General features: G+C 40.2%; 18 protein-coding genes and 1 CRISPR repeat array (1 of these 19 only partly in view). Of the genes, 10 read left to right on the forward strand and 8 right to left on the reverse strand.

What is annotated here, in order from left to right; genetic code table 11:
* The first annotated feature begins 22 nt into the window (after positions 1-22).
* Positions 23-1,375: a dihydroorotase gene (locus tag PL9214_RS18795; RefSeq protein ID WP_072720461.1), complete on the forward strand. Its 1,353-nt coding sequence runs from the start codon at positions 23-25 to the stop codon at positions 1,373-1,375.
* Between the two features lie 191 nt (positions 1,376-1,566).
* On the forward strand, positions 1,567-2,721 hold the full coding sequence (locus tag PL9214_RS18800; RefSeq protein WP_072720299.1) for a calcium-binding protein: 1,155 nt from the start codon (positions 1,567-1,569) through the stop codon (positions 2,719-2,721).
* A gap of 246 nt (positions 2,722-2,967) precedes the next feature.
* Here PL9214_RS18800 and lepB read toward each other — a convergent pair whose 3' ends face one another.
* The gene (gene lepB, locus PL9214_RS18805) at positions 2,968-3,570 is read right to left on the reverse strand and encodes a signal peptidase I (RefSeq protein WP_072720300.1); all 603 of its coding nucleotides are present in this window, start codon (positions 3,568-3,570) and stop codon (positions 2,968-2,970) included.
* Between the two features lie 134 nt (positions 3,571-3,704).
* On the opposite strand from lepB, the gene PL9214_RS18810 reads away from it, so the two are divergent.
* Complete coding sequence (locus tag PL9214_RS18810; protein ID WP_072720301.1) at positions 3,705-5,042, forward strand: dihydroorotase; 1,338 nt, start codon at positions 3,705-3,707, stop codon at positions 5,040-5,042.
* Positions 5,043-5,057: 15 nt separating this feature from the next.
* Here the strand turns inward: PL9214_RS18810 and PL9214_RS18815 are convergent, their stop codons facing one another.
* From PL9214_RS18815 to PL9214_RS18830, 4 genes are all read right to left on the reverse strand, one after another.
* Positions 5,058-5,408 (reverse strand): HNH endonuclease family protein, encoded by a 351-nt coding sequence (locus PL9214_RS18815; RefSeq protein ID WP_072720302.1) that lies wholly within the window; start codon positions 5,406-5,408, stop codon positions 5,058-5,060.
* A complete protein-coding gene (locus PL9214_RS18820) occupies positions 5,405-5,905 on the reverse strand; it encodes an AAA family ATPase (protein WP_083580090.1) in 501 nt (166 codons plus the stop codon). The genes PL9214_RS18815 and PL9214_RS18820 overlap by 4 nt, the downstream gene beginning before the upstream one ends.
* Positions 5,906-6,048: 143 nt before the next feature.
* Positions 6,049-6,354, reverse strand: coding sequence for an AAA family ATPase (locus PL9214_RS18825; RefSeq protein ID WP_072720304.1), 306 nt, complete (start codon positions 6,352-6,354; stop codon positions 6,049-6,051).
* A 149-nt stretch (positions 6,355-6,503) separates the two neighbouring features.
* Positions 6,504-6,974, reverse strand: a complete 471-nt coding sequence (locus PL9214_RS18830) for a DUF2141 domain-containing protein (protein WP_072720305.1) — start codon at positions 6,972-6,974, stop codon at positions 6,504-6,506.
* A gap of 60 nt (positions 6,975-7,034) precedes the next feature.
* Between PL9214_RS18830 and PL9214_RS31400 the strand changes: the two genes are divergently transcribed.
* Entirely contained in the window at positions 7,035-7,208 is a 174-nt protein-coding gene (locus tag PL9214_RS31400; RefSeq protein WP_186440405.1) for a hypothetical protein, read from the forward strand.
* A 70-nt stretch (positions 7,209-7,278) separates the two neighbouring features.
* On the opposite strand, the gene tsaE is transcribed toward PL9214_RS31400, so the two are convergent.
* Both tsaE and PL9214_RS18840 read right to left on the reverse strand, forming a co-directional pair.
* Positions 7,279-7,740 carry a tRNA (adenosine(37)-N6)-threonylcarbamoyltransferase complex ATPase subunit type 1 TsaE gene (gene tsaE / locus PL9214_RS18835; protein ID WP_072720306.1) on the reverse strand — a complete coding sequence of 154 codons (462 nt, stop codon included), beginning with the start codon at positions 7,738-7,740 and terminating at the stop codon, positions 7,279-7,281.
* 86 nt (positions 7,741-7,826) lie between these two features.
* Positions 7,827-9,203 (reverse strand): gluconeogenesis factor YvcK family protein, encoded by a 1,377-nt coding sequence (locus PL9214_RS18840; protein WP_083580080.1) that lies wholly within the window; start codon positions 9,201-9,203, stop codon positions 7,827-7,829.
* Between the two features lie 227 nt (positions 9,204-9,430).
* Here PL9214_RS18840 and PL9214_RS18845 point away from each other — a divergent pair, with 227 nt between their 5' ends.
* Entirely contained in the window at positions 9,431-10,303 is an 873-nt protein-coding gene (locus PL9214_RS18845; RefSeq protein ID WP_083580081.1) for an ABC transporter ATP-binding protein, read from the forward strand.
* Between the two features lie 193 nt (positions 10,304-10,496).
* Here PL9214_RS18845 and PL9214_RS18850 read toward each other — a convergent pair whose 3' ends face one another.
* On the reverse strand, positions 10,497-11,117 hold the full coding sequence (locus PL9214_RS18850) for a PEP-CTERM sorting domain-containing protein (protein WP_072720307.1): 621 nt from the start codon (positions 11,115-11,117) through the stop codon (positions 10,497-10,499).
* 900 nt (positions 11,118-12,017) lie between these two features.
* Between PL9214_RS18850 and PL9214_RS18855 the strand changes: the two genes are divergently transcribed.
* The 5 genes from PL9214_RS18855 (at position 12,018) to PL9214_RS18875 (ending at position 18,036) form a co-directional block, all read left to right on the forward strand.
* Positions 12,018-13,490 (forward strand): hypothetical protein, encoded by a 1,473-nt coding sequence (locus tag PL9214_RS18855; RefSeq protein ID WP_072720308.1) that lies wholly within the window; start codon positions 12,018-12,020, stop codon positions 13,488-13,490.
* Complete coding sequence (locus tag PL9214_RS18860; protein WP_072720309.1) at positions 13,490-15,682, forward strand: Cas10/Cmr2 second palm domain-containing protein; 2,193 nt, start codon at positions 13,490-13,492, stop codon at positions 15,680-15,682. The genes PL9214_RS18855 and PL9214_RS18860 overlap by 1 nt, the downstream gene beginning before the upstream one ends.
* Positions 15,683-15,821: 139 nt before the next feature.
* Positions 15,822-16,802 (forward strand): hypothetical protein, encoded by a 981-nt coding sequence (locus PL9214_RS18865; RefSeq protein ID WP_072720310.1) that lies wholly within the window; start codon positions 15,822-15,824, stop codon positions 16,800-16,802.
* A gap of 10 nt (positions 16,803-16,812) precedes the next feature.
* A complete protein-coding gene (locus PL9214_RS18870) occupies positions 16,813-17,589 on the forward strand; it encodes an RAMP superfamily CRISPR-associated protein (RefSeq protein WP_072720464.1) in 777 nt (258 codons plus the stop codon).
* Positions 17,590-17,601: 12 nt separating this feature from the next.
* Positions 17,602-18,036, forward strand: coding sequence for a hypothetical protein (locus tag PL9214_RS18875; RefSeq protein WP_072720311.1), 435 nt, complete (start codon positions 17,602-17,604; stop codon positions 18,034-18,036).
* Positions 18,037-18,271: 235 nt separating this feature from the next.
* A CRISPR array of direct repeats spans positions 18,272-19,485; the repeat unit is 36 nt; unit sequence GTTTCAACACCTTTTCTTCCTAATAGAAGTCGCTAC; it runs 634 nt beyond the window's last position.

The raw sequence follows: 19,485 nt of genomic DNA on the forward strand, positions 1-19,485 counted from the left end.
GTTTAACTGTTTTATTCTGAATATGAATTGTCAACTATTAAAGCAAGTTCGTGTGATTGATCCGGTTTCTAAACGAGATCAAATTGCTGATGTTTTAGTGATGGATGGTTATATTAAGACCATTGAATCTTATATTAATGATTACCCGGAAAATACCCACATTATTAATAGCGAAGGGTTGATTTTAGGCCCTGGATTAGTTGATTTATATAGTCATAGTGGAGAACCAGGATTTGAGGAGCGGGAAACTTTAAATACCTTATTAAATGCCTCCGCAGCCGGAGGATTTACTCGGTTAGCGATTTTACCGAATACGATTCCCGCTATTGATAATCCAGCAACAGTAACCTTATTAAAAGAACGATCTCGGAAAGTTTCTATAAATTCTGGATTTTCGCTTCCAAACTTGCATTTTTGGGGCGCATTCACCCAAGAAGTTGCGAGTCAAAATATGACAGAATTTAGCGAATTAGCTAATGCAGGTGTTGTCGGTTTTGCCGATGGTCAACCGTTACAAAATTTAGCCTTATTACGAAGAATATTAGAATATTTAAAACCTTTAAATAAACCCTTAGCCTTCTATCCTTGCGATCACACATTAGTTGTTAATGGAGTCATGCGAGAAGGCAATGATTCTATCTTATCCGGTTTACCCGGAATACCAGACTATGCTGAAACCGCAGCCTTAGCCGCTATATTAGAGTTAGTTGAAGTCACACAAACCCCCATTCATATTATGCGGGTTTCTACGGCGCGAAGTGTAGAATTAATTGCCCAAGCGAAAGCTCGTCATTTACCAATTACAGCCAGTACCACCTGGATGCACTTATTATTAAATACAACATCCATTAATCGCATTTGGAATCAACCTTTAGAAGATGCTAAAACCTTAGAAAATCTAACTGTTGTTAATTCTATTCCTCTCCCCTATGATCCTAACTTAAGATTAGATCCGCCTTTAGGAAATCCCTCGGATCAAAAGGCTTTAATTCAAGGAATTGAAACAGGAGTTATTGATGCGATCGCTATTGATCATACTCCCTATTCCTATGAAGAAAAAACCGTCGCTTTTTCCGACGCTCCTCCGGGTGCAATTGGCTTAGAATTAGCCTTACCCTTATTATGGAAAACCTTTGTTGAATCTGGGCAATGGTCAGCCTTAGATTTATGGCGAGTCTTAAGCAGTCAACCTGCTCTTTGTTTACAACAAACACCCCCTTCTATTCAACCCGACCAACCCGCAGAAATGATATTATTTGACCCTCAACAGCCTTCGATAGTCAATGCAAATACCCTGAAATCTCGCTCTATTAATACCCCTTGGTTGGGACAAAAAATTACAGGTCGAGTCATTAAAACCTGGTGTCCGACTTAAAAGTGCATAAGTTCAGAACGGCTGGAGATAAATCTTAACAACAACATAGTTTCAGTGGAGTGCATAAGCTCAAAATAGCTGGATATACGTTGTTAACAAGAGCGTAGTTTCAGTAAATTTGACGAGGAACTGCGGACTGTAATTTTGGGCTCCAAAACCATCTCAGTAATTTTAACCAGGAGTGTTTTAACATGGCTACTATTTACGGTACAACTTCTCCCGATGATCTTTACGGAAGTTCACTGAATGACTATATCTATGGCTATGAAAGTAACGATACAGTCTACGGTCGAGGTGGGAATGACCTAGTTTATGGTCATAGTGGGAATGACTCTCTCTACGGTGATGCGGGTAATGATTCCCTCTACGGAGGTGCAGGAACCAATTATCTTGTTGGTGGTATAGGAGATGATCGTTATGTCTTGGAGGCAGGTTCTGTTAATACCGTCGTTGAAGCCGCCAGTTCTGGAACGGATGCAGTAACGTCTTCTCTAGTGTCTTATACTTTGCCCAGTAATGTTGAAAACCTGGATTTAGGAGCAGGTGCTGTTAACGGTTTTGGAAATACCTTAGCAAATATAATTAATGGGAATAGCTCTGCAAACTACCTCTGGGGTGGAGATGCAAATGACTCCCTCTATGGTGGTGCCGGGAATGATACTGCTGTTGGTGGTGCAGGAACCAACTATTTAGCCGGAGGTGCCGGGAATGATAGCTATATTCTAGCTGCGAGTTCTGTTAATACCGTTGTAGAAAATGCTGCTGAAGGAACTGATTTAGTAACCTCTTCTCTAGCATCTTATATTTTGCCCAGTAATGTTGAAAACCTAACTTTAGGAGTGGGTGCTGTTAACGGTTACGGAAATACTCTAGCAAACACAATCAATGGTAATACTTCTGCTAACTACTTATCTGCTAGTAGCGGTAATGATACTGTGATAGGTGGTGATGGTAATGATACTCAATTTGGAGGTAGTGGTACAGATAGTTTAAATGGTGGTGGTGGTAATGATTTTCTGCAAGGGTATGGCTACACATCTGGAGAATATGATTCTCTCACAGGTGGTACTGGTGCAGATAAGTTTATTTTAGGCGATACTTCCGGTGTGTTTTATGCTGGAACTAACGTTGGTTATGCCGTGATCACTGACTTTAACTACGCAGAAGGGGATAAGTTTCAAGTTAAAGGCCCCCTTAGCGATTATGGCTTGAAAAAAGATACCAACGTTCTTGGAGGAGCAGCACTGGACACCATTATTTACTATAAAGGTGCCCCAGGTGAATATGTTGCTGTTGTCCAAGATAAAACGACTCCGTCGTTATCCTTGGATTTTATCGTGGTGTAAGGTTTTAGTCTGCATTTGTGACCCTTAACTATCCCCTCTTAATACTGCATTTAAACTGTGTTACAGTTTGGCAGTATCGGGGATTTAGATCCGGAGCAATTGACCTAGATTTTAAGAGAAGCATTGATTAAAATTCCCCCTTTTTAAGGGGGATTTCAACGTAAGATCAAAACAAAAATTCTCGGCTAAAATTAATACTAATTATTCATAATTTAGCCTAGAAACCGTCTTGATTTTATTATTTTATTATTTTTGTTCATCGGGGGGATAATCAGGATCACCGAGTCCACCCATGCGGTCAGGAGGCCAAAAACGAACGGTAGCTCGACCGATAATATTTTCACGGGGGACAAAACCCCAATAATGGCTATCGTAACTATTATTACGGTTATCACCGAGCACTAAATACTGGCCATCTGGGACTGTTCCTGGCCCCCAATTATATTGAGGTTTTTCCGCAATATATTTTTCCGGGAGAGGTTCACCATTAATAAACACTAACCCATTTTTTACCTCCACCGTTTCCCCGGGTAAACCGATAATTCTTTTGATAAACGCATCTTTATATTGTTTTTTGAGTTCATCTGTGGGGCTAAACACCACCACATCACCCCGATGGGGTTCTCCCAACTTATAGCCAACTTTATCAATAATCAATCGATCATTAATTTCCAAAGTTGGTAACATTGACCCAGAGGGAATGTAGCGAGCTTCAGCAACAAAGGTGCGAATGCCTAACGCCAAAAAGATGCTCAAAGTAATGGTTTTGAGGATTTCTACCCAAGGGTTCTCTTGCTGTTGAGGGGAAGGTTTAACGGGATTTGGCTCTTGATTGGGCGGGCTACTCATACGCAACGGATCACTGGACAAGAAACTACATTCATCATATCAAATTTGTCTGCAATTGGGGAATGATAGTTCCTGATCATCAAAAGACAAATTTGAGGTTAAATCGTTTAATAGTAGATCGGATAAAGCAAATTATGTCTAATTCTTATGGTGTCTTCATTCATCAAGCTCGGATTTTGTTACCGAATGGTGATTTTCTGCTCGGAGATGTCGCCCTTGTTGATGGCAAAATTGTTGAGATTGCTTCAGAGATTGATCATCATGCTTTGGGTCGAAATGATTGGGAAATGATTGATGCAGAAGGGTTAACTGTGTTACCGGGTGTGATTGATCCGCAGGTGCATTTCCGAGAACCAGGTTTAGAATATAAAGAAGATTTATTTACAGCGAGTTGTGCTTGTGCAAAAGGGGGAGTGACTTCATTTTTAGAAATGCCCAATACTCGCCCGTTAACAACAACACAAGCAAATTTAGATGATAAATTAAGACGAGCTTCTGAAAAATGTATTGTTAATTATGGCTTTTTTATTGGGGCGACAGCCGAAAATTTACCCGATTTATTAGACGCTAATCCGACTCCGGGGATTAAAATATTTATGGGGTCAATGCACGGAGATTTATTGGTTTCTCAAGAAGAAATATTAGACCAGATTTTTGCAAAAGGCGCTCGCTTAATTGCGGTTCATGCTGAAGATCAAGCTCGAATTAATCAACGTCGTCAAGAATTTGCCGGAATAACTGATCCAGCCATTCATTCTACCATTCAAGATAATTTAGCTGCCTTACAAGCTACTCAACTCGCCTTAAAACTTTCTAAAAAATATCAACGGCGTTTACATATTCTGCATTTATCAACGGGAGATGAAGCGGAGTTATTGCGTCAAGATAAACCGGAATGGGTAACGGCAGAAGTCACCCCACAGCATTTATTATTAAATATTAATGCTTATGATCAAATAGGAACTTTAGCCCAAATGAATCCGCCATTGCGATCGCCTCAAGACAATGAAATATTATGGAAAGCATTATTAGATGGGGTGATTGATTTTATCGCCACAGATCACGCTCCCCACACGTTAGAAGAAAAAGCAAAAGGCTATCCCAATACGCCATCAGGAATGCCCGGAGTTGAGACTTCTTTACCTTTAATGTTAACACAAGCAATGGCTGGAAAATGCACGGTTCAACAAGTCTCTAATTGGATGTCTACGGCTGTAGCAAAAGCGTATAAAATACCGAATAAAGGCAAAATAGAAGTGGGTTATGATGCGGATTTAGTATTAGTAGATTTAGAAAATTATCATCCGGTTTTGCGGGAAGAAGTAGTCAGTAAATGTGGTTGGAGTCCCTTTGAAGGGTGGGAGTTAACCGGATGGCCTGTTTATACTATTGTTGGGGGTCAAGTTGTTTATGCCCAAGGAAAATTAAATACAGAAGTTCGGGGTCAGGCGTTAAGATTTGATGCGTCTTAGGATGTACTGAATATCTTATAACCGCTTACTTAAATAGTAAACAACAAACTGGCAATACTCATTATATTGCCCTTTTTTATTTCTATTTTGCCATTCATTAATTTTTTTTCGCAAGAATTCTTTAGACCATGTTTTTCCTGTAAACCTTAATTCTGGATATTGATCAACGGATTGAGGTTTGAAATGTTCAATTTCCATGTTCTCTTCGGAAATCCGTTTCATACAATAACAGCAAATATAACCTTGTTCTTCCAGTAATGCTTTTTTGAGGGGGTCTTTTGGTCGATAATCCTCATAGGTTGCATTTGCAGTTTGCCGATATTTCAACAAACAAGAAGGTTCTGTTCTTTTAATAATTCGCTTCATTCTTTTTGGTTAAAAAAATTGATTAGGGTGTAAGCTCTAACCAATTCTGGATCGTCTTCTCCCAATAAACTTGTTAATTTTTGTAACTTTATTTCTGCTTCTTTAATTTTGTTATTATCAATCAGTTGGAAGCATTCATCTAACTGTTGTTGAACTTCAAGGGGACGTTCTGTAACTCCCATCAGTTCATAAAGGATTGAATTACTATCTTTTCCAAAAGTATAAGGGGTCTCTTCAATAACTTCATAATTTTCTAAGATGAACACATTTTCTTTATGAACTCGGCTTAATACTTGAGGTGAGTGTGTAGTAACGATAAATTGGCAATTGGGGAAGGTATTAGTTAATGCTGGAACAACAATTCTTTGCCATTGGGGATGTAGATGTAAGTCAACTTCATCAATTAAAACAATCCCTTTTCCTTCTAATACTTTTGCAGGTTCCTCTACTGATGGATTAAGTATTGCTAATCGTCTGGCTAAATCTGTTACAACCATTCGATTAGTTTTATAATAGACCAATGCTGGGAGACTTAAGGATGGATTTTGCTCTAAAGCTTCTAAAGTTTTTTTATATGGCTTAATAATTCTTCTGCTTCAACTTGTTTAATGGTTGAATTATCTTTACTTTTTCTAATTGACTATGAAATTTTTTGATGAGGTTCAATAATAACCCGAATTAAATTTTCAGATTCTTGAGCATTGATATAAATATCATCTTCTGTCAACCCTGTTTGATCACTTAATGTTGAGTTTTTTCGTCGTCTTTTTAACTGTGGTTGATTGATATAAATTGATAAAATTGATAAAAAAATAGCGATCGCATCTAAAATAGAAGATTTCCCCGAACCATTCACACCAATAATAACAGCTAAGTTCCGGGGAAACTGAAGCTTTAATTCTTTAAATCCTCTAAAATTTTGGAGATGAAGTTCCTCAATATACATACATAAAGACTATCAAGGTTAACCTGAGTCTAATGATATCATATTAATCTGGATATGACCTGTCGAATAGATTATTTCTATTCGGCTGACAATGTGTATTGATTTTATATTAACCTTTTTATACAAAGAATTAAAAACTAAATTTATCCTTAACCTCCAAATAAATACTGCAATTTAATATTAATATTAGTATTCTCTCCTGCCACGACAACAGCCGCATCATTAAATTTTGGTGGCCCTGTGAGAATAGCGGGATTTTTAGAGAAACCAAATCCTTCGGTGGGAATTCCTAACCCATTACGGTTAGCTGTTTTGTCGTTATTCGCATCATGAAGAACCGCAATAGCATAACTACCCGGTTGTAAATTATCAAAAGTCATGATGACAGGAACTTCTGTAATACGGGTACAACGTTTTTGAATCGCATCGTCTCCATTACTGGGAAAGCCTTTATTACTCGCAAATAAACTCGCACAAACTTGTCCATTTTTATTTTTTAATCCGTCAATGCTCAGAGTAATTTTGCTTTTAGTTTGAGCTTGAACCGTAACAGATGCCGAAACAATACTCAGAGAAACAAAAGCAGCGAGAAATACTAAGGGTTTTGCTGGGTGAATCATGGGGTTATTTTTGCAATCGGTTAGACTGGAATTCAAGACTAGAATTTCGGAGGTAAAAAAATGGAAATTCCCAAGAAACGCAAAGATCGAGAAAAGTTACTCAGAAGTTGTAAAAAACCGAATGGCGAATGGAATATCAATCAGTTAAAAAAATTAGGGATTCCTTTTTCTTATAGACGGGGATGGGAGCAGGCATTTATTCAATATGGGGAAGATTGGGATCAGTATGTTTAAATTATCCTACAATTGGATGAGTTTGTAAAGTGATTTGAGGATTGCATTTAGTTTCAGTCAAGCTTGAACATTAACAATCATTCCCATTGAGGTTAAAATCTCCCTGACCCATCTTAAAAATGGTGATGATTCGCTCACCTGTTTCTGTATAGGTTAATTCAATTTGCAGATAACTTTCGGGTTTATAAGGTAAACGGTCGGCCCATTCAATGGCAACAATTCCTGGTTCTACTTCGATTCCTTCCCAATATTGGTCTAAATTCAAGTCTTCAATTTCCCAGCCTTCTAGCCGATATAAATCTAAATGATATAAGGGAATTCTGCCGTTTAGATATTCATTAATCAAGGTAAATGTAGGGCTTTCAATCGATTCGGGAATGCCTAACCCTGCTCCTAATCCTTGGACAAAAGTTGTCTTTCCGGCTCCTAAATTTCCTTCTAATAATAGAATACTATTGGCAGGGAGCGATCGCCCTAATTTTTTTCCGAATTCACGGGTGGCTTCAGCGTTGGGAAGATGAAATTGAGTCATATTCAGTTATCAGTTATCAAGTATCAGTTATCAGTTGGGGCGAGGTTTTCTCGCCCATCGTCAGTTATTAATTATCTAGGATAAAGTTAGTTTTTGTTATACCAGCGTAATAGAATTTGAGCTAAACGATAGGGATTATGGCGTAAATATCCTGTCTTTTCGTTAACATCCATAATATTACTCATCACAATTCTTCGGCCTAATTGTTTAACGTTATCTCGATCTAATACAACCGGGTGAGAATCTTCTTGAGCATAACGAATTAAAGCTTGGGCTGGGGGAACTGTCCCTTGAAGTAACACCGCATCAAAGAGTTGATAACCGCAAGCTTTATCAATGGCTTTAATATGATCCGAAACACTGTAACCGTCCGTTTCTCCCGGCTGAGTCATAATATTACAAACATAAATCCGGGGAACATTTCGAGAAGCTACTGCTTCGGCAATTTCAGGTACTAATAAATTGGGAATGACACTGGTATATAAACTCCCAGGGCCGATAATAATAAAATCTGCCTCTAAAATCGCTTGTACGGCTTTGGGAAGGGCAGGAGGATTCGGGGGAATACAACCAATTGTCACAATTTTTCCCTTCGCTTCGGTAATACTAGATTCCCCATGAATGCGCCGACCATCGGCTAATTTTGCCCATAAATGAACGTCTGTTAACGTGGCGGGTAAAACTTGACCTCGAATGGCTAAAACTTTAGAACTGGCTGCAATTGCTTGTTCTAAATCTCCTTCAATTTCTGACATTGCAGTTAAGAATAAATTCCCAAAACTATGTCCGGTTAATCCATCTCCTGCGGTAAACCGATATTGAAATAATTCCGTTAATAATCGTTCTTCATCGGCTAATGCTGCTAAACAATTGCGAATATCTCCCGGTGGTAAAACCCCCATTTCTCGACGTAATCGACCAGAAGAACCTCCATCATCTGCAACCGTAACAATGGCGCTAATATTAGCGCTATATTCTTTCAATCCTCGCAATAAAGTCGATAACCCAGTTCCACCGCCAATGGCTACAATTTTTGGCCCCCGTAATAAACGGCGATGACTTAATAACCGATCAATTAATTGTTCATCTCCGGCTGGATGAAACGCTTCACTAATAGAATTTAAACTCCGGGTTTGACTCCACAGAATCAAAAGAATTCCCAAAGCAATCATCAATGGCCCTGAAATATAATTCGGAATAACAGTGGTAATCCATCCTAAGAAATTTTTCAGCAATTGTAGGATGTAATAAATCGGGGTCATTCCCGTCCAAATCGCTAACCCCAAACTGGTCACTAACACCCCGGTAGCGCTAATCGCCATCCAGCGTTTTACAAATAGTCCGGGTGCTAACCATTTAAACCATTGATTGACCATCCGAGGAGAACGCGAGTTGGAAAAACCCAGATAGAGTCTGAATTTCATCATCCTGCGAAGGGTGTGTTTGAATGAACCAGTTGGCATAAGTATATATCTCAGATGGATAAGCAGGGTTTGACGACCAATTTACAATACAGTATGGGAGGCTGGCCGTAAAATAACGACTAGAGTTGAACTTAACAAGGCTATTTTTCTATCTTATTCTGAGGATTCCCCCAAAAAAAAATCAAGGGGATGAGGGTTATCCTTATTTCGCTCAGAACAAGGGCATAGGGTCAAAGGTACAATGATGAGAAGGGTTTAGCGAGATCATGAAAGACAGCACAACCGGAAAAAGTCATCGAATTGAAGTTGAACCCAGGGATTTGAAAGATAACTTGGTCTTATCTAAACGATCAGAATCCTTAGAACCTTTAATTGAGTTAAAAGGAGTCAGTAAGGCTTTTGGTTCCCAAGTGATTTTAGAGCAGGTTGATTTAACGATTTATCGGGGAGAAGCTTTAGGAATTATTGGCCCTTCAGGAACAGGAAAATCAACGATTTTGCGAATTATTGCTGGACTTTTACCTCCTGATAGGGGGGAGGTTTATGTATTAGGAAAAAAACGGCAAGGATGGGTAGATGATATTACTGATCCGATTGGCATTGCCATGGTATTTCAACAGGCGGCACTATTTGATTCTTTAACGGTTACGGAAAATATCGGTTTTTTATTGTATCAACATACAAAATTACCTCCTCGAAAAATTAGAGAATTAGTCAATGAAAAGTTAGAAATGGTAGGATTACCCAATATTGGCGATCGCTATCCTGCAGAACTGTCTGGAGGAATGCGAAAACGGGTGAGTTTTGCCCGTGCAATTATGCCAAATCCCGAAAATCCCAGGGAGACTCCAGAGGTTATTTTATATGACGAACCTACCGCCGGTTTAGATCCGATTGCATCAACCGTTATTGAAGATTTAATTCGAGATTTACAACAGAGTGGAAAAGGATGCAGTACCTACGGAATTGTGACCCATCAAGATAGTACCATTCGACGCACGGCTGATCGGATTGTGTTTTTGTATCAAGGATTAATTCAATGGCAAGGCACGATTGAGGAAGCTTACACAACCGATAGTGCGATTGTACAACAATTTTTTAGTGGGAGTATTGAAGGGCCGATTAAAGTTGCTCAATAGGATTAAGACCCTATGAATTTCAACTTGAATAATATTTTAACTAATCAGGTGCATTAGGTGGTTCTACTTGTTAGGAATTTCCCTAACAAAGCTTACTCGCCTAACACACCTAATTTTTTATATTCCTAAGTTTGTGAGACTACACTATCCTGAATAAAAAATGAAATTATACTGGAGGTTAATACCCATGAAACTAGGATTTACGTTTCTTTAAAAGGGGGCTTCCTAGTCCAATTAAAGCCAATAAACCTAATGTTGTGGCTGGCTCGGGTACAGAAGTCGGTTGAACTTCCAAAGTCATTTTTGCGAAAGAGACAATCGCATCATCGTCATAACCAGCTTGTAAGCTTCCTTGGCTATCATTAAACGCTGTTAAAATCGTTCCAGCACTGAAAAAATTCAACAAATCAATTTGAAATGATTGCTTATTAGGGGACTTAACTGGGCCCAAGGGTGAAAAATCATTAAACGCGACAGAACCAATTCCCGAAATTGAGAATTTATCCGTTTCATATAAACTAAATGGTGTTAAATCCAAATCCACCAAGGCTTTAGTCACGGTACCCTTAATAGCAGAGACACCAAAATCAAAGTTCCAATTTGTAAACTCATCAGTTCCATTCCCCAACACTGAATTGTAGGGGTTTGGTGTAATGGTAAAACCTCCGTTTTGCAAAGAAGTTGTATTTTTAACTTCTGGCTTTGAACTTCCTACCACCTCATCCGAAATCAGGGTCGCGGCTAAAGCTTGACTCGGTATTAATACAAATAAAAAGAATACAGTTGTTAAGGAAAGCTTGTTCAGGTTATTCATGGGTATAGCCTACTAAAGGGTAAAAATAAATCTCCCATTAGATCAGTATTTAGGTTTAATCTAATGTGAGTTTTTGGGTTGCCTGAACACCATCCTAAATTTAAATTATGAGTCGGTGTTAATAAGTTTGAGGGTTTTACTAAATCTTTAATTTAGGCGGGCTTCCATAAAATATTAAATTAACTTATAATTAAAATTCTATTTTAGCTCAAATTCTTTGTGATCTGTCAATTGAAGCACTTCTAAAGCTAAAAGTATTTTCCATTTAGCTTAAAAAATGTAGGATTCTATCTCTAAAAAGAGTGATTTTTTAAAAAAATTTAATTTAATAATTTGTTGCTGAATTCGATTAGATTTGATGATTTATAAGTGAAATTTATATAGTAGAAACACGGATTAAATAAAGTCATTTTTACAAAACTATGCCTTTAGGTCAATAAATTCTCAGTTGTATGCTACAGTCTGGCTATACTTATTGTTGAGCTTAAAGTGATAGATGGAGTCTAAATTTATAGATTGATTTTAAAAGGGTTGAAGGGTTTGTGTACTGGACTTACGCACCCTACGGGGTTTTATTTAATATATGGGGTAAATCAATTCCGACTTGATTATTGAAAATTTCCATATATCTTAAATCTTGTTTATCAAACTCAATAAATCATTGAAGTATTATATAAAAAATAAATTGGCTTTGTTAAAAGTCGTAGATTAATTTTATTCAACAGAATCTAATAGAGCAGGAATAGGAAAAGGCTTGACAGTCTAGGTTTGCTGAATCAGTCTTTGCCCTAACCTCCTTAGCCGTTGGTATATTAAGTAAAAGTAAAGAAACTTACAAACTCAACTCAATTAAGCTTGAATAAAAACTTAGATGTCTTTCCCTTTTTTCACTTAAGCAATATGAGAAAAAATGTTGTTTTACAGATTTTAGGTAACAATGATGTGAGGGTGGATTCAGAGCAAGGAACCTCCCAACTCGGTGCCTGTTATACCTTAGAAGATGTTCGAGACCTGGCGGCGGACAACGATCAAGAATTAGGGAATGACTTAGATCGGATTGATTTTCCTTTAATTAGAAACCTGTGGGAAAGTCGGGAATCTGATACTTTACTGCATTTTGTCATTCTTTTAACGAATCAGCAAGCTTGGATTGAATATCATCATATTTCTGGACAAGAATTGAGTGATTTAATTACGTCTGATGGATATTGGTGGCGAAATCTTTTGCAAGCTTGGTGTCAAAAACTAGGCATTCCCCATGATTTAATAATTTTAGATATTGATCCTAATTTAGATAATGGGGTTGCTAATTGGGATCAAATGGCAAAGTTTATTGAAGAACAATTAAATCCTAAATTTGCCTTTAATTCCAAGGGTGTTGTTTTCGAGAATACCTCGGATCGTCCTAAGATTAATGCTCAGAAATTAATTGTACAACATAGTAGTGGAACCCCGGCCTTAAGTGGGGCGTTATATTTATGGGGACTTGAACAACAGTTAGCGAAAAATCCGATTGATTTTGTCTATATGTCTCGCCAAGATTCTCAACCGTATTTTCATACGGGAACTCATTGGCAATGGCGGTTAAAAGTTCCACAAATTGAACAATTATTAGAAATACAAGACTTTTTAGGGGTAAAGACCTTAATTCAAGATCATCCTGATAATACCTTAAAAACAAAACTTGAGCAATTAGATCGGGCTGTTTCTTTTAACTTATCGGCAAAACGGCAAAAGCTATCGGCTGAAGAGGATATTTTAGAACGAATTGCAATTGCTTTATGGAGTGAAAAAGCCTTTCGAGAACGGGGTCAGTGGATGCAGTGGTATTTAAGAATTGCTGGGTCTTTTGAATTAGCGATCGCTTGTTTAGTTCAACATCAAGGCGGAAATGCTTATCACTGGGAAAGAGATCATAAAACTCAAAAACCAATTTTAAAATATCAAGAAAAGAATCAAAATTATATAGAATTCAGACTTGATATTTCCCCAACGGTTAAAAATTTGCTCAGTGAGGGAAATGGTTACAATAGTTATCTGCAAAAAACCTACATAACTAATAAAATCAATGATCCGGCTTGGAAGAGTTTTAAAGATTTTTACTGTTCTAACTGGATTCGTATTTCAGATCATAGCAAGAGTTTTCTTGAAATCAGGAATGAACTGTATCACAGTTTATTAGGGGATTTGATTGATCAAATTTTAGACGAAAAAACCAAACAATTAAAAGGTGTCAATCACGCCGACCATCCGGCTCAAATTGCGATTGATTGGTTGAACTATATTGTCAAATTAGCCAATCTCACCACCCCTATTAATAGCAAAATCAAAGAATTTGAACAACTCGTTAATGATGTTAAACGGAGTCTCTAATGGAATTACAAGACTGGCTGAAACAACAACAACAATATTATGCAGCTTTGCCCCCCGATCAACCCACCTTAGCAACCCATCCTAGCTGCGGCACTTGGCAAACTTCAGAATATTTAAAAAATCAATTTTGGTGGGGTGGTGGCGCTTCTGTAGAAGCCTGCGAACAAATTCAACAACACAGCGATCGCACCCTAACTCACATCGGTGTTTTAACCTTTGGCCCGGTGCAAAGCTTCCTCGCTGGAGGTCAACGCCTGCGGGACTGGGCCGTTGCGTCGTGGTTATGCCATTATCTCTGCGGGGTGGTTATTCACCATTGGGAGAAACAGGGAGGAAAGGTTTTAGTTCCCTTGCATCAGTCCTCTCCTTTACTGCAATGGTTAAACGGCGAAACTATTACCGATGAAAGCTTCTGGCAAGCTGAACTCCCGAATATTATTACTGGCTTATTTCCCGACGAACCCCAATGGTGGGAAAACTGCCAAGACATTCTTAAACAAGAATGGCAACGGTTTTTAACGGCCCTAGAAACCGCTTCCATCCGCCATAACCCCCGGTTAAACGGCTTGGGATGGCAAGTTATTCAAGGGGATAACCTGAGTTTTTGGTCGGTTTATGGGGAGTCTACCTTGTTGCGGTCGGAGCACATTGTCGAAGATATCAAACAGTTGCATCATTCCGTTGATGCTCAAAAATTAGGCCGACAATGGCAAGGGAACTGGTGGGGAGGACGCACCAGTCCGAGTTCGGGGAGTTTATCGATCTGGCATCCGGGTCTGCAACCTGTGGAAGCGGGAGGAACTTGGGGACTACCAGATCAGGTATTAAAGGAATGGTGGGAAGGGATAGCGGAAAAAAGCTCTTTAGCGGGGTTATTTTCCGAAAGCGATCGCCTCAATAGCTTGGAAATGGTGAAACGCTTGGCTTCCGTCCCTGAAATTATCGTTCCCACCTTAACAACTTTATGGGGACAAGAACCCCCCCGATGTCCTTGGGATCAATTTCCAGATCGCACGGCGGCGGCGGCGGCTTGGGTGGCTGATATTGTGGATGCGGAACGCTGGAATACTGAAGTTGAAGCGCTGAGTGAATATTATCAGTCTGGATCGCCTTTTAAACCTTGGGGTATTCCCCAAATGGATCGTCAGTCTCCCCCCTATGCTCATCCGAGAGTTTTAGAGCGTCGCAATATTGATGCTGAGGAGGTGGAAGGTTGGGAAAATGATCTTCCCAACGGGTGGGAAAGTCCCGTGGAATGGACAGTGGGATGGCGCGGCGATGGGGACAATATGGGCAAATGGCTATCCGGTGAACAATATAAAAAACTGAAATTACCTTGGTCGAACTGGCATCCCAACGCCTCAACTATTGAACAATATCAACTCGGTTTTTCACCGCCTAATTTACCGGATCTAACTCGCCAGATGGAACTTCCCCATACTTTAGATCTATCGGTTTTGTTTGGATATTGGAACCGGGTGTTATACGACCTGACGGAACATCACCACAACGGACGGGTAATTTTTGCGGGTGGGGATGACTTCTTATTATTAGGGCCGATCACCGATGCGATCGCTCTCACATCCCAACTTCATCAGCTTTGGACGGGACAACCTACCCCCTTAACTCAACCGCTTGATCCCCCTGTAGCGGGTTGGGTGTCTTATCAAAATCAAATTTATCCTATCCCTAGCCCGAATATGACCTTTAGTTTAGGGGTGGTTATTGCCCAACGGCGTATCCCGCAGTCGTTATGGCATCGGGGGTTAAATGAAGCCTACAAACAAGCCAAACATCTCGGTAAGGATCGGGTTTGTGTGCAGGTTTTGTTTAATAGCGGTCAAAGTTTGGACTGGGTTTGTCCTTGGGTATTGTGGCATTTGTTAATGGCCGTTGAACCCGTCGGGGAGGACAAAACGGATCTGAACTGTTGGGAAAAGTTGTTGTTTTATTTGGACAGTACCCGCCTGGAAGAATATTCTCCCTCAACGGTTCGTTCCCTCATGGATACCCTGTGGGCGAGTGTGCATTTACCCCTGAGTTGGCAACAGATCGACCTTCTCGCCATCGGAAACACTAAGAGTCTGAAAACAGAGTTAGGAAGTTGGCAATGGTGGAAAAACTGGATCGCCCTCCGGGGTTTCTTAGCCCGTCAACAGCGAGAACGAAATAACTGGCTTTCTCGTTTCTAGGTTCTACCTAGAAATGCCTCTATGCAGGCTCCGCCTGCTGAACACGGAGGCTCTGCCTCCCATAGACATTCCCAGGCGGGAGCCTGGGAACCAGGGAAATTGCCTCTTGCCTGTTCCCTTTCTTAAAGGAGATTAACCCATGACAGGATGGTACAAAATCATTCCCACAGGCCCGATCACCATCGGCAACTTAACGCCCGTCGGACAAAATAGCGGTCAAGTCGGTTGTCGCTGGCCCCCGAATGGGCATCAGTTGGCAGCTTGTTTGAATTTACCCAGTCAAAGTCAACTCTGGGGGCCGTTTTGGGAATATAACTCTAATTTCTATGTTCCCTTACCCTTGCCCGTTTATACCCTCGATGTTGATATTGCCTCCCCGAACTTACCCACGAACCTGTATCGAATGCAGTGGAATGAACAGCAACAATGGCAGGTGCAACCGGAACACCAAGGAAAAGATATTGAAGTGATCGGGGGTCAATATTTAATACCGGGTAACACTTTACAGCTATTTTGGCAGGAGCAAAAGTGGATTTTTAAGTCCGGTAACGCCCCCGATAACGTGCTTCAGCCTTTACCTTGGTCGTCTCTCACCCTCAGCCATAACCGTCGCCAAGACTTTCAAGTCGTGGACGAGGGGGGATTTTTTGCCGAACAAACGACCTTAATGGCCCCCGGATGGTCAATTTTAGTCAAAATTATCGGCGACTATCAACCCCCCGACTGGGGAATATTGGGGGCGGGAACCCCCGTTACCGTTAGCCCTATTCAGGAAAAAAATACTTGGAAGTGGTTAACGGCCTCCTGTCCCCAACCCCAAGGGGGAATTTTACTGACGGCGGCTTTATGGCAACAACCCGGACGGAAAATTTCTGTCCCCAAACCCCCAGGGGTCAAGGGTTACGCGGCAGAAATGGGCATTCCTTGGCAGTCGTGGAAGAAGGTACGCGATCGCAAAGACCCTAACCGTCGGGTTTCGGTATTGACACCTGGGGAATGGATGACGCCTGCGGGGGCGGTGTATTTATGGGAAGGGACACCTCCTTTATCAGAGTCGGGGCCATATCCTGATGCCTTTCATCGGGATGCCTTGGGTTATGGACATTTATGGTTATTTTAAGGATTGCATCATGACTACAGAATGGTTAATTTGTCAAGAACCTGTACATATTGGCGGGGCGGATAGTAGCAGTCGGGGAAATAATAACCCGATTTTTCGCCTGAGCGATCGCACTCCCGCTATTCCGGGGAGTTCCCTGCGAGGTGCTTTACGGGAACACGCGGAACACACCCACGCTAATTTTGTTAATCATTGGTTTGGGGGTCAGGATAACGCTATTTCCCCAGGGGCGATCGCTTTAGGGTGGGGTTGGCCCGTTTGGTGGCCCGTTCATGTGTTGGGTTATGGTAACTGGTGGGTGAGTTGTTTACAATGGTTAAATCGTTTTCAACAATTATCTCAACAGTCGCCTTTGAATTTAGATCGAAATAAGGTTTTGATCACGGATAATTCGTTAAATAATCAAACGGTTTATTTGCGGTGGTTGAAGTTAGAAAAGGTACAATATCGCAACCCGAATGAAGGGCAAAAATTGCCTGTTCCCAGTTCTATTCCCAGCGATCGCTTAATTATTGTTCCTGACACCAGTATTAATTTATTAGTTGATATGGGTTTAGTCCGTCAACCCCGTGTTAGTTTGTTTGATCAACCGGACGAAAAAGGCAATTTAGTTAAAAATTTGTTTGGGGTGGAAGGGTTTCCTCCGGGGGCGGTTTTTTTAACGTCTTGGACTACACGGGGTCAGGTTCAAAACGTCGAGGACTGGGAAAAGTTTCTCCACGATGAACATTATTTAGGGGGGTTATGGAGTGTGGGTTTTGGTCGAATTTTAATTGAAAAGATTTAAGGAGGAAAGATCATGTCGGTGACATCCTATGAGTTAGATCGAGAGGTTTTTACCCTCTTAAATGCAGGGGCAAATTCTCTGGGAGACTGGCAAGGCGCCGCCAGTGGAATTAGTGACTATGTGGCAAGTTGGGGCATGGAACGATTTTGGGCGATGTCTCGTTCTTCGGTGTTATTAGGAGGCGGTGTTCCCAATGCTGCGGGGGGTTCAGACGAACAACGCCGTTATTTTGCTTGGGGTGTGGCGCGAGTGGTGTTGTGTAAAATTGTCGGATCTCACCTCAATATTAAGGCGGAGATGACGACAGAACAATTTCAAGAACGGTTCAGAAATTTGAATTTTAATCAGCAGGTTTTATTAACGGATTTGTTAATAGAAATTTCTGATACAATTCAATTCTGGACAATGCGAATTAAGGACGCGAAAGACTCTAAATTGCCTGTTTAATCTCGGTTAAATTAAAGTAGGGGCAATTCATGAATTGCCCCTACTTAAAATATCTTAGCCCTGAACTAAAGTTCGGGCTAAAAGCTAACGTTATCTAAAGATAACTCAAGACTGAATTTTATTAACCCGTTTTAACGGGTTTTCGCTTTTAGCCTGAAATTTATTTCAAGGTTTTTGGCTTCCTAATGGAAGTCGCTACATTAATAGAAGACTTCGACTAATTTGTATTGGCTACGTTTCAACACCTTTTCTTCCTAATAGAAGTCGCTACTGAACTGACAATGAGTTTTTGGAAAACATTCCGAGTTTCAACACCTTTTCTTCCTAATAGAAGTCGCTACCTCCGAGGTACCAGAACCCGCTTATGGGAACTGGATTTAATGTTTCAACACCTTTTCTTCCTAATAGAAGTCGCTACTTGTGAACTCCGGCAAGAACTGAACAAACTCTATGACAAGTTTCAACACCTTTTCTTCCTAATAGAAGTCGCTACAAAACACATCTTCGGAAGAAGAGATAGAAGCCATCCTTCCCTAGTTTCAACACCTTTTCTTCCTAATAGAAGTCGCTACTATTTGACGATATTTTATCCGAGTTAGGGACGGTAACCACGAAGTTTCAACACCTTTTCTTCCTAATAGAAGTCGCTACAGTTTGTTCCGATGTTTATTGATGCTTTTGAGCAAGGTTTCAACACCTTTTCTTCCTAATAGAAGTCGCTACTTGAACGACCAAACTCAAGCATTAGACGTACAAGAGGTTTCAACACCTTTTCTTCCTAATAGAAGTCGCTACAGTAAATGGGTGACATTGTACGAACATCCAGATCTGTTTCAACACCTTTTCTTCCTAATAGAAGTCGCTACTCCTTTGGAACCTGTTATCAATACAAAGTTGAGTCCCTTGAGGTTTCAACACCTTTTCTTCCTAATAGAAGTCGCTACACTTTATAAAATGCGATCGCTTTTCTTTAATTAAACCGTTTCAACACCTTTTCTTCCTAATAGAAGTCGCTACCAACCCTTTTCCGTTGCTAACTCCTGCCAAATCTGGTTTCAACACCTTTTCTTCCTAATAGAAGTCGCTACAACAAATGCTTGAATGGATTTCGGCAGGAGCCGAAGCTAAAGTTTCAACACCTTTTCTTCCTAATAGAAGTCGCTACAAATCTAACTCCACACTCGGTCGTCAATCTGTTGTTACTTCTCCATGTTTCAACACCTTTTCTTCCTAATAGAAGTCGCTACACATATAACTGTTTTGTTCATAATGAGGACGAAAGTTATAACAGTTTCAACACCTTTTCTTCCTAATAGAAGTCGCTACAGAGTCAATTGTAATTACTTCATTTAATGGTTAAGGAGAAGTTTCAACACCTTTTCTTCCTAATAGAAGTCGCTACCATTGGGTATTCTCCCTTGATTACTCCCAACAACAATCCCTGTTTCA

It is taken from the genome of Planktothrix tepida PCC 9214 (genome assembly GCF_900009145.1).
Classification (GTDB): domain Bacteria; phylum Cyanobacteriota; class Cyanobacteriia; order Cyanobacteriales; family Microcoleaceae; genus Planktothrix; species Planktothrix tepida.

Coding starts and splice junctions, on each gene's coding strand:
- PL9214_RS18800 (WP_072720299.1), top strand. CDS start 1,567: ATGGCTACTATTTACGGTACAACTTCTCCCGATGATCTTTACGGAAGT.
- PL9214_RS18830 (WP_072720305.1), bottom strand. CDS start 6,974: ATGATTCACCCAGCAAAACCCTTAGTATTTCTCGCTGCTTTTGTTTCT.
- PL9214_RS18840 (WP_083580080.1), bottom strand. CDS start 9,203: ATGCCAACTGGTTCATTCAAACACACCCTTCGCAGGATGATGAAATTC.
- PL9214_RS18845 (WP_083580081.1), top strand. CDS start 9,431: ATGAAAGACAGCACAACCGGAAAAAGTCATCGAATTGAAGTTGAACCC.
- PL9214_RS31400 (WP_186440405.1), top strand. CDS start 7,035: ATGGAAATTCCCAAGAAACGCAAAGATCGAGAAAAGTTACTCAGAAGT.
- PL9214_RS18795 (WP_072720461.1), top strand. CDS start 23: ATGAATTGTCAACTATTAAAGCAAGTTCGTGTGATTGATCCGGTTTCT.
- PL9214_RS18855 (WP_072720308.1), top strand. CDS start 12,018: ATGAGAAAAAATGTTGTTTTACAGATTTTAGGTAACAATGATGTGAGG.
- PL9214_RS18810 (WP_072720301.1), top strand. CDS start 3,705: ATGTCTAATTCTTATGGTGTCTTCATTCATCAAGCTCGGATTTTGTTA.
- PL9214_RS18865 (WP_072720310.1), top strand. CDS start 15,822: ATGACAGGATGGTACAAAATCATTCCCACAGGCCCGATCACCATCGGC.
- PL9214_RS18850 (WP_072720307.1), bottom strand. CDS start 11,117: ATGAATAACCTGAACAAGCTTTCCTTAACAACTGTATTCTTTTTATTT.
- PL9214_RS18815 (WP_072720302.1), bottom strand. CDS start 5,408: ATGAAGCGAATTATTAAAAGAACAGAACCTTCTTGTTTGTTGAAATAT.
- PL9214_RS18860 (WP_072720309.1), top strand. CDS start 13,490: ATGGAATTACAAGACTGGCTGAAACAACAACAACAATATTATGCAGCT.
- PL9214_RS18825 (WP_072720304.1), bottom strand. CDS start 6,354: ATGTATATTGAGGAACTTCATCTCCAAAATTTTAGAGGATTTAAAGAA.
- PL9214_RS18820 (WP_083580090.1), bottom strand. CDS start 5,905: ATGGTTGTAACAGATTTAGCCAGACGATTAGCAATACTTAATCCATCA.
- PL9214_RS18870 (WP_072720464.1), top strand. CDS start 16,813: ATGACTACAGAATGGTTAATTTGTCAAGAACCTGTACATATTGGCGGG.
- tsaE (WP_072720306.1), bottom strand. CDS start 7,740: ATGACTCAATTTCATCTTCCCAACGCTGAAGCCACCCGTGAATTCGGA.
- lepB (WP_072720300.1), bottom strand. CDS start 3,570: ATGAGTAGCCCGCCCAATCAAGAGCCAAATCCCGTTAAACCTTCCCCT.
- PL9214_RS18875 (WP_072720311.1), top strand. CDS start 17,602: ATGTCGGTGACATCCTATGAGTTAGATCGAGAGGTTTTTACCCTCTTA.